This window comes from Bradyrhizobium ingae (genome assembly GCF_055791185.1).
This window is the reverse complement of record NZ_JBVUBB010000013.1, coordinates 88,286-100,117: the sequence shown is the minus strand read 5'-3', so window position 1 is coordinate 100,117 and position 11,832 is coordinate 88,286. Positions and strand designations below refer to the sequence as shown.

The following is an 11,832-nucleotide window of genomic DNA, read 5'->3' as shown; positions in this document are numbered from 1 at the left end:
TCACTCCAGATTCTGGACCTGCTCGCGGAATTGCTCGACCACGTTCTTCATGGCGAGCCCCGTATTGGTCAGCTCGATGTCGTTCGACTTCGAGCAGCAGGTGTTGACCTCGCGGTGAAACTCCTGCGCCAGGAAATCGAGCTTGCGCCCTATCGGGCCGCCCTTGCCGATCAACTCGCGCGCCTGCGCGACATGGGAGGCGATGCGGTCGAGCTCCTCGCGGATGTCGGCCCTGGTTGCGATCAGGATCGCTTCCTGCATCAGGCGATCGGAGTCAAAGCGATCGGAAGTATCGAGCAGCGTTGCGATCTGCTCGGCGAGTCTTGCCTTGATCGCCTCGGGCTTGCGGCCTGGCGCGGCTTCCGCCTTCTTCGCCAGCGCTTCGATCTCGTCCACGCGCTGGGTCAGGATCTGGCCAAGGGAGGTGCCCTCGCGCTTGCGCATGTCGACGAGTTCGCCGAGTGCCTTGTCGAAGGCTTCGGCCGCGGCGGCGCGCGCCGCCTTGTCATCTTCCTCGTTGCCTTCGGGCTCGGCGACCTCGATGACGCCCTTGATGGCCAGAAGACCGTCGATGCTCGGCGCCACCGCGTCGACCTTGCCGGCGATCTGGGCAGCGGCCTTCAGCACGGCCGAGAGCACGTCCTCGTTGATCCGCACGGTCGCAGCGGCGTCGGTGCGCTTGACGTTGAGATTGGCGTAGACGGTGCCGCGCGACAAAACCTCGCCAGCACGCTTCTTGGCGTGAGCCTCGAGCTCGTCGAAGCCCTGCGGCAGGCGCACGCGCAGGTCAAAGCCCTTGGCGTTGACCGACTTCAATTCCCATTCGAACGTATACGGCCCGCTTGCGCCGTGGCTTCGGGCAAAGCCGGTCATGGATGACAGCGCCATCGGGTGAACTTCTCCGGACAGATGAGATTCGCAAAGGCCATCAAGGCACGCGAATCTTAAGACTATTTTGTCGCAAAGGGGAATCCGTAACCACCGCAGGTCGGGGTTGCGGTCCTAGCGCTGGATAACCTGCGGCGACGGTTGCACCGCCCCCTGGTGGGCGGGTGCAGGATTGGCCGGGCGCGTCGCGGGCGGCTTCTTCTGCTGGGTCGGCTTGGGCGGCGGCGTGGTTGCGGTCGGCGCCGTGTCGGCGCCGGCAGGCGCGGCGGCAGCCGGTGCCTGAGCGTCGTCGGCCGGCTCGACGGTGTCGTTCTGGATCTGCTTCTCCATCGCCCTGAGCTTGGCGACGTTCTTCTGGTGCGCGTCGTAGGTTTCGGTGAAGGCGTGGCCGCCGGTGCCGTCTGCGACGAAATAGAGGTCGCGGGTGCGGGCCGGATTGGCGGCGGCCTCCAGCGAGGCGCGGCCGGGATTGGAGATGGGCCCCGGCGGCAGTCCGTCGATCACATAGGTGTTGTAGGGCGAGGGCTGGGTGATCTCGCTGCGCTTGATCGGGCGGCCGAGCGTGCCCTTGCCGCCGACGAGACCGTAGATGATGGTCGGATCGGACTGCAGCTTGATCTTCTGCTTCAGGCGATTGACGAACACGGCGGCGACACGGCTGCGCTCGTCGGGCTTGCCGGTCTCCTTCTCCACGATCGAGGCGAGCGTCACCAATTGCTCCGGCGTCTTGATCGGAATGTCCTGGCTGCGGCGTTCCCAGATTTCCGCGAGCACGCGCTTGTGCGCCTGCTGCATGCGCTGGACCACCTGCTCGCGCGTCGTGCCGCGCGGGAACTTGTAAGTCTCCGGCAGCAGCGTGCCCTCACGCGGCACTTCGCGCACGCTGCCGGTGAAGATGTCGTTGTCCGACAGACGCGCGACGATCTGCTCGGAGGTCAGGCCTTCGGGAATCGTCACGGCGTGCTGCACCACCTTGCCTTCGACGATGGTGGCGATGACGTCGCGCAACGAAGCGTTCTTCTGGAACGAATATTCACCGGGCTTCAGGTCAGAGCTCGCCTTCAATGCGAACACGCTGGCGATGAAGACCCATGGATTGACGTCGGTGACGCCTTCCTTGTTCAGGGTGTCGGCGATGTCGCGCTTGCCCGCGCGCGCGGGGATGTTGACGACCTTGTCTTCCTGGAGCGGCCCCGCAGCCTCGAGCACCTGCCGGCCGTAATAATAGACCGCGCCTGCGCCGAGCATCGCAATCAGCAGGATGGTGATGATGGCGTTGCCGATCACCACGAAGGGATTGCGCGCGCGGTCCGACCGCTTCGGCGGAGGCGGCACCTGCTCAGGCTCCAGCGCAGCGCGCGGGCTTCGGGGCGAAATGGGCGGCCTTTCACTCATCGAAAACCTGAATCCTGCCGGTTCAAACGCAGCCTGACAATCGTCTGCCCGGCTAATAGCACACGCCCGCGACTATGACTTATCGCCGAATAAGGCAAAACGGTGAATTCGTCTCAAACCCAAGCTAATTAGCCAGGCGCCTGACGATCACCGATGCATTGGTGCCGCCAAAACCGAAAGAATTCGACAACGCCACGTTGATCTCGCGCTTCTTCGCCGACTGCGGCACGAGATCGATCGCAGTGTCGACCGACGGATGCTCCAGATTGATGGTCGGCGGCGCGATGTTATCGCGAATCGCGAGCATGGCGAAGATCGCCTCGATCGCACCCGCTGCGCCGAGCAGATGCCCCGTCGAGGACTTGGTCGAGGACATCGCGACCTTGGACGCCGCGTTACCGAGCAGCCGCTCCACCGCGCCGAGTTCGATCTCGTCGCCGAGCGGCGTCGAGGTGCCATGCGCATTGATGTAGTCGAGATCGGACGGCGTCAGCCCGGCGCGCTTCAACGCGGCCGACATGCTGCGGAAGCCGCCGTCGCCATCCGGAGATGGCGAGGTGATGTGATAGGCATCGCCCGACAGGCCGTAGCCGATCACCTCGGCATAGATCTTCGCGCCGCGGCGCTTCGCATGCTCGAGCTCTTCGAGGATCACGACGCCTGCGCCCTCGCCCATCACGAAGCCGTCGCGGTCCTTGTCATAGGGACGCGAGGCCTTTTCGGGCGTCTCATTGAATCCTGTCGACAGCGCGCGCGCTGCGTTGAAGCCGGCGATGCCGATGCGGCTGATCGGCGATTCCGCGCCGCCGGCGACCATCACGTCCGCATCGCCCAGCGCGATCAGACGGGCGGCATCACCGATCGCATGCGCACCGGTCGAACAGGCCGTGACCACGGAATGGTTCGGCCCCTTCAGCCCATGCTCGATCGAGACGTAGCCGGAGGTGAGGTTGATCAGCCGGCCCGGAATGAAGAACGGCGAGACCCGGCGCGGCCCGCGCTCCTTCAGCAGGATCGCGGTCTCAGCGATGCCATTGAGGCCGCCGATACCGGAGCCGATCAGGGTGCCGGTTGCGCACTTGTCCTCTTCGCTCTCGGGATGCCAGTCGGCATCGTTGAGCGCCTGCGTCGCCGCCGACATGGCGAAGATGATGAAGTCGTCGACCTTGCGCTGGTCCTTCGGCTCCATCCACTGGTCGGCGTCGAAAGTGCCGTTCGAACCGTCGCCGCGTGGCACGACACAGGCTATCTTGGTCTGCAGATCGGAGACGTCGAAAGTCTCGATCTTGCGCGCCCCGCTCTCGCCGTTCAGGATACGCTGCCATGTCGGCTCGACGCCGCAGCCGAGTGGCGACACCATGCCGAGGCCCGTGACGACAACCCGTCTCATATCCCAAAACTCCGGTTCTCAAGGAATCGCGGCCGATAATAAGAAACCGGTGGACCGCTGGAACGATCCGTCCGGTTTCGTGACTCGACCGCGGATTTTGGAGCCTTAGCTCTTCGCGTTCTTCTCGAGAAACTTGGTCGCGTCGCCGACGGTGAGAATCGTTTCCGCAGCGTCGTCCGGAATCTCGCAACCGAACTCTTCTTCGAACGCCATCACCAGCTCGACGGTGTCCAGACTGTCGGCGCCGAGGTCGTCAATGAAGCTCGCGCTGTCGATAACCTTCTCGGGCTCAACACCAAGGTGTTCGACCACGATCTTCTTAACCCGTTCGCCAATGTCACTCATTGCTTAACCTCGTGTTGTTCCCTGTAGACCCGACCCCCCGGGACGATACGAGCCGTCGTGGTCGTTTTACTGCCTTTGCGTACGAACTTGATTTGGCCCCATCCTAGCCGATGCAGGGCCCGGCGAACGACGGCCAAGGCTCAGCATCGCCAATATACAGGGTTTCAAAAACCTGCAATGGCGTTCTTTGCCCATCCGTTGAAGGTCCGGTTATCATACTTCAATTGCCTTGACTACAAGCCTCAATTCGCTTCGGAAACGGCCGTTTGCCGCATCCGGTCCGCCCCGCCCTCGGCCGGCCGGATTACGTTCAGATCATGGCCATGCCGCCGTTGATATGGATGGTCTGGCCGGTGACATAGCCCGCTTCGTTGGAGCTGAGATAGACCGCAGCCGCAGCAATATCCTCCGGCGTTCCCAGCCGGGCGGCCGGAACCTTGGTCAGAATCGTCTCGCGCTGCTTGTCGTTGAGCGCATCCGTCATCGGCGTCTTGATGAATCCGGGCGCGATGCAGTTCGCGGTCACGCCGCGCTTGGCGTATTCGGCCCCGAGCGTCTTGATCATGCCGATCAGGCCGGCTTTCGACGCGGTGTAGTTGCCCTGCCCCGGATTGCCGGTGACGCCGACCACCGAGGTGATCGCGATGATGCGGCCGAAGCGCTTGCGCATCATCAGCTTGGTCGCTGCGCGCGCGAGGCGGAAGGTCGCGGTCAGGTTGACGTTGATGACCTCCTCCCAGTCCTCGTCGCGGAGCTGCACGAAGAGATTGTCACGCGTGATGCCGGCGTTGGCGACGAGGATGTCGACCTGCCCCATCGCGGCTTCCGCAGCGGGCACCAGCGCCTCGACCTCGTCGGCCTTGGAGAGATTGCACGGCAGCACGTGCGCGCGCTCGCCGAGCTTGCCGGCGAGCTCGTCCAGCACCTCTTTCCGCGTCCCCGAAATCGCAACCGTTGCGCCCTGCGCGTGCAGCGCCAGCGCAATTGCGCCGCCGATGCCGCCGGTTGCGCCGGTGACGAGCGCCTTTTTGCCAGTCAGATCGAACATCGATAGCTCCTCAACCCTGCTTCGCGGCAGCCAAGGCGTCTTTGGCCGCGGCAATATCGTTCGGCCCGCCGACGGCCAAACCGACGGCCCCGTCGGCGATGCGCTTGACGAGACCCGTCAGCACCTTGCCCGCGCCGATCTCGAAGAAACGCGTGACGCCCTGGCCAGCCATATAGGAGACCGACTCGCGCCAGCGCACCGTGCCCGTGACCTGCTCGACCAGGCGGCGGCGAATCTCGTCGGGATCGGTGATGGCGCTTGCCAGCACGTTGGAGACCAGGGGCGCCGCGGGCGCCTTGATCGTGACCTTGGAGAGCGCCTCGGCCATTGCCTCGGCGGCCGGCTGCATCAGTTTACAGTGGAACGGCGCGGACACCGGCAGCAACATCGCGCGCTTGGCGCCCTTGCCCTTGGCGATCTCAACCGCGCGATCGACCGCGGCCTTGTCGCCGGAGACCACGACCTGACCGCCGCCATTGTCGTTGGCGGCCTGACAGACCTGACCCTGCGCCGCCTCACCGGCAACCTCCATGGCCGCCTCGTAGTCGAGGCCAAGCAGCGCGGCCATCGCGCCGGCGCCGACCGGGACAGCCTTTTGCATGGCGAGACCGCGGGTGCGCAGCAGCCGCGCGGTATCCGAAATCGTCAGGCTCCCCGCCGCCGCCAGCGCCGAATATTCGCCGAGCGAGTGACCGGCGACGAAGGCCGCATCCCGCCCCACGGAAAAACCGGCCTCGGCCTCAAGCACGCGCAAGGTCGCGAGCGACACAGCCATCAGCGCCGGCTGGGCGTTTTCGGTGAGTTGGAGGGTCTCGGCCGGGCCGTCCCAGATGGTCGCCGTGAGCTTTTCCCCAAGCGCAGCATCGACCTCGTCGAACACGGCGCGGGCGGCAGGAAAGGCCTCAGCGAGGGCCTTGCCCATGCCGACCGCCTGGGACCCCTGCCCCGGAAATGTGAATGCTGCCGTCATCGGCGCTCCCTGGCTTGCTGAGCCTCATGAGGATCGGGCCGCCATTCTACGCCGGGCGCGGGCCGAGGTTCCCGATCATGCTCCAAAGGAGGGCCGTAGACACTGACAGAGGCCGGAATGTCAAGCCACGAGCGCGTCCAGGACTGGGGATCACTGACGGATTACGCCCTCGCCAGCCGGCCCCCAGATGCAGGTCTGCCTCAAAGCCTTTCCGGGGTCGCCCGTATGGTCCATCGGCCGCTGATGCCTTCTGAGGGACGGTGCAGCCCCTCGCAGGTAAAAGTTTACGCTGTCTGGAACTCGTTGGTGCGCTTTAAGCCGCCTTAAGTACCGGCTGACGAGATTGCCGGCCATGACATCCGTAGCTTCACCCCCGACAGCGTCCAGCGCCGCCACACAACCGCGGCTGTGGTGGCACGGCTTCGTCGACTGGTTGCTTGTCGGCCCAACTTCGCAGCCCGACGACATCCGGAACGCGTTTCTTCAGCAAAGGACGAACAAGACGAAAACGCTTCTCGTGGCGGTGCTCGCATCCCTGCTGATCGCATCGCTCGCCGCTGCCTTGACCGGCGCCGCATGGGCCTATGCCTGGGTGCTGGGAGAACTGGTCCTGGGCAGCACCCGCATCTACCTGATGATGAAAGCCTTCGCGCGGGCAAAGGCCGACGGGCCCGGGGCCGCGAGCGGCACGCCGGTCTGGATCGGCCTGCTATCCGTGATCCTGATTTCGGCGGGCTGCTATCAATGCGTCGCGTCGGGGCAATTGCCGCTGGTCTTGAGTTCGGGCGTAGGCCTCGCCAACCTGACCGGTGGAATTGCCTCTCGCAACGCCGGAACGCCCCGTTATGGAATTCTCATGATCTGCATCCTGACGCTGCCGTTTGCGGTGGCGACGATGCTGTCGCCGATTCCCTTCCTGTTCATCGTCGGCCTGCAAACCCCGGTCTATACCGCGGGGATGATTTTCCTGCTGCTTGAAAACCACAAAATCCTGCTCAACCTGCATCGCTCCGAGCGCAACAATCGCCAGATGGCGCACCACGACCTACTCACCGGTCTTCCCAATCGCGCCCTGAACCGGAAGCTGTTTACGGAGCTGCTCGACGCTCCATGGCCTGAGGCCGCCTCGCCATCTGCCGCGAAGCTCACGGTGTTTTGCGTCGATCTCGATAATTTCAAGGGCGTCAATGACCGGCTCGGACATGCGGCCGGCGACGCCGTCCTCGTCGCAATCGCGGACCGTTTGCGTGTCAGCGTGCGCGAGGCTGATGTCGTGTGCCGCGTGGGCGGCGACGAATTCGTGATCCTGTTGCCGGACATCACCGACATCGAGGCCGCGGACATTGCGCGCCGGATCATTGCGCGGGTCGCCGAGCCGTTCGAGTTTGCGCCCACTGCGCGTGTCGGAGCCAGCATCGGCCTCGCATCCGCGCCGCGCGACGGCGTGACCGCGGACGAATTGCTGAGCGCGGCCGACCGTGCGATGTACGAGGCCAAGCGCCGCGGCAAGGGCGGTTTCGTGATTCACGCCTCCGGCGTCGAGGACGTCACCGAAGAGGTGCCGCTCGTCCCCGCGGTGCAAAGCCTGGCGCTGGCCGACTAAAGCGCGATGAGACTAGGATGAATCGTCATCGCGCTTTAGCTCGTTGTGTGCGCATGATCTCCGCGCAAACGCGTCCGCGTTTGTCGCGAGGGAAAACCGCTTCACACTTTTCCGGATCTTGCTTTAGAACCCGCCGGCCTTCTGATCCGCGCCGACTTCGGCACCCGCCTGCGCGCGGCGGACACTGCTGACCAATTGCCCTGGACGATCGTCGCGGTTTGGCCTGGCCGTCGCGAGCCGCAGCACGGCAAGATAGTTCGGCTGCACTTCCATGCGCCCGGCGTGCCGGCTCTCGCTCAGCAGCCGATGGACCTTGGGCAAATTGTAGCAGGGCACATAGAACAATAGGTGATGCTCAAGGTGATAATTCACGTAGTACGGCGCGATGAACAGGCGCTCGAGAAAATTGGCGTGCGTGGTGCGGGTGTTGCGCAGGGGATCGCTGCTGTCGGGCACGACGGCGTGCTCGGCGATGTTGCGGATGCGGGTAATGACCATCTGCCAGGTCAAAAGCGGCACCAGCCATAGCAGCGGATAGGCCCACCACACGCCGGCGGCCGCGAGCACTACAAACAGAAGCGCATTCGCGACGCATTGCGGCCCAAGCTTCTCCCAGAAATGCGCGGCGCGCTGCGACCACGGCCAATCCTTCGGGCCGAGCGCGTTGAGCAGTTGCGCCTTGCGCTGCTGGTAGCCGGTCTGTCCGGTGAGATCGCGGAAGAACTTGCGGCGGTAGCTGAGCCTGGTGATCGGGAATGGCGCTGACAGCACGAGATCGGGATCGTCCTCCCGCTGGGTACGCGCGTGGTGCTGCAAATGATAGCGGCGATAGCTGCGCGTCTCCGCGAAGATCGGATAGGCACAGAACCATTGGCTGAGCGTCAGATTGGTCTTTTCATTCGGCGACAGGCAGCCATGCGCGCCGTCATGCATGAGGATCGCCAGGCCGAGCTGGCGCGAGCCGATGATCCCGACCGCGAGAATGTAGGTCAGCGGATTGGGCCACCATGCCACCAGTGCGATCGCAGCCGCGATCAGCGCCCAGGCGTGCGCGATCAGCGCTGCGCCCTTCCAGGTGACGCGCTCGCGCACGTCGACGAGCTGGTCCTCGGTCAGGAAATCGCGGGCACGCATGCGAAGCGCGGTCATGGCCTAGCTCTCCCCATCCGATGGTGTCGATGCGCCGCGCTTCCCGACGAGATGCAGGCGCGCCGCATCGCCTGCCGGTTTCGCTTGCTCGCCGAGCACGCGCAGCATCTCTGCGCACAGCCCATCCGGCGAGCGGCCCATCGCGTAGCCTTCCACGATGACGCCAATCGCCACCGCCCAGAACCTGCGCGAACTCTCGTCGGGCGCGCGCAAGGTCCGCCAGCCATGGCGCTCGACCTGGGCGGCATAGGCACGCGCGCCCTCGGTGTGCAGGCGCTCGATGGTGCGCTCGACCAGCGGCGCGAGATCCTGTCGCCGCCGCGTCAACGTCAGCGCTTCGGCGAAGAAGGCCACCGAATCGGTCGCCGTGACCGTCTGCGCGAGCGCATGGGTGTAAGTCTGTGGCGTGTGCGCCTTCAATGCGGCCTGTTCGGTGGCGCGCGCCAGATACAGGAGATCGCGGCAGGCGCATTCGACGAACAGCGCCTCCTTGGTGCGGAAGTAATAGGTGATCTGGCTCGGGAAGGCGTTCGCGGCAGTCGCTATGTCGGAGATCGAGGTGCCGGAAAGCCCCTGCTCCCTAAACAAAGGACTGGCCGCATCGAGGAGCAGCGAGCGCATCTTGCGCCCCGCCGAACGGGTGGCCCGGGCTGCGTGCTTCGGATCGCCCCGAGGCGCTTCCACCGGACCTTTGACAGACTTGGCCATCGGCTCCTCCCGCGATTTATTTGTATGCTATACAAACAAATAAATCAAGACGAACAGGACGCGTCGCTTGTTGAATAGCTCCGGAATCGAAAGGGGCCGCTCCTGAGCGGCCCCTTGCCGGTACAAATGGTTTCGGGATGAAATTCAGCCCCGGCAGCTAACAGACTAGAACTTTCAGCAAATTCAGTGGATTCCGTATGACTGCGGTGTTCCGGCGTCGGAACCCGCCCAGGGTAGTCGATTTTGCAGGAGGGCCGCAAAACCTGCCCGCCGAACCTTGCCAACACGGCCAAAATCCGTATAAAGCGCGCCATCCGCAGACCCCGGCCGGGAGCTGAACGGACGGTCTCAGCAAATTCACTTGTTGATTTTGATGTGGCAGGGCCAGTCGGCCCGTCGTCCCGTGTTTCCGCCTTCTGAGCTTAATCCCAGAGTCCTTTCCGAAGGTCTCTTAAGGGCTTGACGCCGGGCGATGCGCCAACATGAGGAAAGGACTTCCATGCCTCTTTACGAGCATGTTTTTCTCGCGCGTCAAGACGCGAGCCCGCAGCAGGTTGAAGAGCTGACGACCCAGATGACCGGCATCGTCGAAGGTCTCGGCGGCAAGGTCACCAAGACCGAGAATTGGGGCGTGCGCTCCCTCACCTACCGCATGAACAAGAATCGCAAGGCGCACTTCGTGCTGCTCAACATCGACGCGCCCTCCGCGGCGATCGCCGAGATCGAGCGCCAGGAGCGCATCAGCGAAGACGTGATCCGCTATCTCAGCGTTCGCGTCGAGGAGCTGGAAGAAGGCCCGTCCGCGATGATGCGCAAGGCCGACCGCGATCGCGAGCGCGATGACCGCGGCGGTGGATTCCGCGGCGAGCGCGAAGGCGGCTTCCGTGGCGATCGTGAAGGCGGCTTCCGCGGTGACCGCGGCCCGCGCCGTCCGCGCGACGAAGCTGAAACGACGGATGGGGAGTAAGAACAATGGCTGAAGCTGGTGCACGCCGTCCGTTTTTTCGTCGCCGCAAGAGCTGCCCGTTCACGGGGGCCAACGCGCCGAAGATCGACTACAAGGATTCCAAGCTGCTGATGCGTTACGTCTCCGAGCGCGGCAAGATCGTGCCGAGCCGCATCACGGCCGTCTCCGCCAAGAAGCAGCGTGAGCTCGCCCGCGCCATCAAGCGCGCGCGGTTCCTCGGCCTCTTGCCCTACGTGATCCGCTAAACGACGTTTCGACCGGCGGTCCCAGGGCCGCCGGTCGCATTGTTCAAACTCATAAGGCTTCCGGGTCGTCCGGTTGCCGATGGTTGGGGCGACACGCCTCTAACCGCTCGAAGGGAGCGGGACAGCTGATGATGGCACTTGTACTCATTGCCTTGATCGCCGGCGCTGCGTCGGCCCTGATGTTCGCCTCGATCGTCTCGGGCGCACTGATCTCGCTCGTCCTGTTCTACCTCTCGCCGCTGCCGCTGATGGTCGCCGCGATTGGCTGGGGACCTGTTTATGCGAGCCTTGGCGGCATTGCCGCCGCGATCGGCCTCGGCGCCATTTTCGGCCTGCCCTACTGCCTCGCCTTCGCCGTCACGGTCGCGCTGCCGGCCTGGTGGCTCGGCCATCTCGTGCTGCTCGGCCGCCATACGACTCCTGCCGTGATCACCGCGGGCGCAGAGCCGCCGGCCGAACCCGAGATCGAATGGTATCCGGTCGGACGAATCCTGCTCTGGATCGCGGGCTTCGCCGCGCTGATCACGATCGCGGCGCTGCTTACGCTCGGCAGCGATGCCGAGGGCATCACGAGCTCGCTGCGCCGTGGCTTGATGCGCATCCTCCGCTCAGCCGATCCGCAAGTCTCCGGCGATGCCGACCAGTTCATCGATGCACTGGCGACCATCGCACCGGCCGTTGCCGCCATCGTTTCGATGATGACGCTCACTCTCAACCTCTGGCTCTCGGCCAAGGTGACGGCGACGTCGGGACGGCTGCGCCGTCCCTGGCCCGCACTGATGACCGCCGAGCTGCCGTCGATGACGCTCGCTGTGCTGTGCATCGCGATCGCCTTCTGCTTCGCCGGCGGACTGATCGCGATCGCCGCGCAGATCATCACCGCGGCGCTGATGATGGCCTATGCGGTGACCGGATTCGCCGTGCTGCATACGCTGACGCTCGCGCTGAAAAGCCGCGCGTTCTGGCTCGGCTCGACCTACGCCGTCGTCGTCGTGCTCGGATGGCCCGTGATCGCAATGATCGCGCTCGGGCTTGCCGATGCCGTCTTCGGTTTCCGCGAGCGCTTCCTGCGCAACCGGCCGCCGCCACTGCCAACCCCTTAAGTCCAACCAGATCCCAACTCA

Annotated in this window: 12 protein-coding genes; 4 read left to right on the top strand and 8 right to left on the bottom strand. The window is 64.5% G+C overall.

Translation table 11 applies throughout. From position 1 onward, the window contains the following. The 6 genes from ACV1FX_RS20395 to fabD form a co-directional block, all read right to left on the bottom strand. A complete protein-coding gene (locus tag ACV1FX_RS20395; protein ID WP_473119341.1) occupies positions 1-888 on the bottom strand; it encodes a YicC/YloC family endoribonuclease in 888 nt (295 codons plus the stop codon). 114 nt (positions 889-1,002) lie between these two features. Beyond that, a complete protein-coding gene (mltG, locus tag ACV1FX_RS20390; RefSeq protein ID WP_473119340.1) occupies positions 1,003-2,283 on the bottom strand; it encodes an endolytic transglycosylase MltG in 1,281 nt (426 codons plus the stop codon). A 124-nt stretch (positions 2,284-2,407) separates the two neighbouring features. Beyond that, positions 2,408-3,673, bottom strand: coding sequence for a beta-ketoacyl-ACP synthase II (fabF, locus tag ACV1FX_RS20385; RefSeq protein WP_473119339.1), 1,266 nt, complete (start codon positions 3,671-3,673; stop codon positions 2,408-2,410). Positions 3,674-3,778: 105 nt separating this feature from the next. Beyond that, positions 3,779-4,018 (bottom strand): acyl carrier protein, encoded by a 240-nt coding sequence (locus tag ACV1FX_RS20380; RefSeq protein WP_027522576.1) that lies wholly within the window; start codon positions 4,016-4,018, stop codon positions 3,779-3,781. 310 nt (positions 4,019-4,328) lie between these two features. Beyond that, positions 4,329-5,066, bottom strand: coding sequence for a 3-oxoacyl-[acyl-carrier-protein] reductase (gene fabG, locus ACV1FX_RS20375; RefSeq protein WP_473119338.1), 738 nt, complete (start codon positions 5,064-5,066; stop codon positions 4,329-4,331). A 10-nt stretch (positions 5,067-5,076) separates the two neighbouring features. After that, positions 5,077-6,036 (bottom strand): ACP S-malonyltransferase, encoded by a 960-nt coding sequence (gene fabD / locus ACV1FX_RS20370; RefSeq protein ID WP_473119337.1) that lies wholly within the window; start codon positions 6,034-6,036, stop codon positions 5,077-5,079. Between the two features lie 352 nt (positions 6,037-6,388). Here fabD and ACV1FX_RS20365 point away from each other — a divergent pair, with 352 nt between their 5' ends. Beyond that, positions 6,389-7,639 (top strand): diguanylate cyclase domain-containing protein, encoded by a 1,251-nt coding sequence (locus ACV1FX_RS20365; protein ID WP_473119336.1) that lies wholly within the window; start codon positions 6,389-6,391, stop codon positions 7,637-7,639. 123 nt (positions 7,640-7,762) lie between these two features. Here the strand turns inward: ACV1FX_RS20365 and ACV1FX_RS20360 are convergent, their stop codons facing one another. Continuing rightward, positions 7,763-8,788, bottom strand: coding sequence for a fatty acid desaturase family protein (locus ACV1FX_RS20360; RefSeq protein WP_473119335.1), 1,026 nt, complete (start codon positions 8,786-8,788; stop codon positions 7,763-7,765). A 3-nt stretch (positions 8,789-8,791) separates the two neighbouring features. Then, the gene (locus tag ACV1FX_RS20355; protein WP_473119334.1) at positions 8,792-9,496 is read right to left on the bottom strand and encodes a TetR/AcrR family transcriptional regulator C-terminal domain-containing protein; all 705 of its coding nucleotides are present in this window, start codon (positions 9,494-9,496) and stop codon (positions 8,792-8,794) included. A gap of 499 nt (positions 9,497-9,995) precedes the next feature. On the opposite strand from ACV1FX_RS20355, the gene rpsF reads away from it, so the two are divergent. From rpsF to ACV1FX_RS20340, 3 genes are all read left to right on the top strand, one after another. Then, a complete protein-coding gene (rpsF, locus tag ACV1FX_RS20350) occupies positions 9,996-10,463 on the top strand; it encodes a 30S ribosomal protein S6 (protein ID WP_449378574.1) in 468 nt (155 codons plus the stop codon). Between the two features lie 5 nt (positions 10,464-10,468). After that, the gene (gene rpsR / locus ACV1FX_RS20345; RefSeq protein ID WP_007592020.1) at positions 10,469-10,708 is read left to right on the top strand and encodes a 30S ribosomal protein S18; all 240 of its coding nucleotides are present in this window, start codon (positions 10,469-10,471) and stop codon (positions 10,706-10,708) included. 128 nt (positions 10,709-10,836) lie between these two features. Beyond that, positions 10,837-11,811 carry a DUF2232 domain-containing protein gene (locus ACV1FX_RS20340; protein WP_473119333.1) on the top strand — a complete coding sequence of 325 codons (975 nt, stop codon included), beginning with the start codon at positions 10,837-10,839 and terminating at the stop codon, positions 11,809-11,811. Positions 11,812-11,832: the final 21 nt, after the last annotated feature.

What these genes read in the sequence shown, in the direction of transcription:
- ACV1FX_RS20340 (WP_473119333.1), top strand. Translation starts at nt 10,837, where the DNA reads ATGATGGCACTTGTACTCATTGCCTTGATCGCCGGCGCTGCGTCGGCC.
- ACV1FX_RS20395 (WP_473119341.1), bottom strand. Translation starts at nt 888, where the DNA reads ATGGCGCTGTCATCCATGACCGGCTTTGCCCGAAGCCACGGCGCAAGC.
- fabF (WP_473119339.1), bottom strand. Translation starts at nt 3,673, where the DNA reads ATGAGACGGGTTGTCGTCACGGGCCTCGGCATGGTGTCGCCACTCGGC.
- ACV1FX_RS20360 (WP_473119335.1), bottom strand. Translation starts at nt 8,788, where the DNA reads ATGACCGCGCTTCGCATGCGTGCCCGCGATTTCCTGACCGAGGACCAG.
- ACV1FX_RS20380 (WP_027522576.1), bottom strand. Translation starts at nt 4,018, where the DNA reads ATGAGTGACATTGGCGAACGGGTTAAGAAGATCGTGGTCGAACACCTT.
- rpsR (WP_007592020.1), top strand. Translation starts at nt 10,469, where the DNA reads ATGGCTGAAGCTGGTGCACGCCGTCCGTTTTTTCGTCGCCGCAAGAGC.
- ACV1FX_RS20365 (WP_473119336.1), top strand. Translation starts at nt 6,389, where the DNA reads ATGACATCCGTAGCTTCACCCCCGACAGCGTCCAGCGCCGCCACACAA.
- rpsF (WP_449378574.1), top strand. Translation starts at nt 9,996, where the DNA reads ATGCCTCTTTACGAGCATGTTTTTCTCGCGCGTCAAGACGCGAGCCCG.
- fabG (WP_473119338.1), bottom strand. Translation starts at nt 5,066, where the DNA reads ATGTTCGATCTGACTGGCAAAAAGGCGCTCGTCACCGGCGCAACCGGC.
- ACV1FX_RS20355 (WP_473119334.1), bottom strand. Translation starts at nt 9,496, where the DNA reads ATGGCCAAGTCTGTCAAAGGTCCGGTGGAAGCGCCTCGGGGCGATCCG.
- fabD (WP_473119337.1), bottom strand. Translation starts at nt 6,036, where the DNA reads ATGACGGCAGCATTCACATTTCCGGGGCAGGGGTCCCAGGCGGTCGGC.
- mltG (WP_473119340.1), bottom strand. Translation starts at nt 2,283, where the DNA reads ATGAGTGAAAGGCCGCCCATTTCGCCCCGAAGCCCGCGCGCTGCGCTG.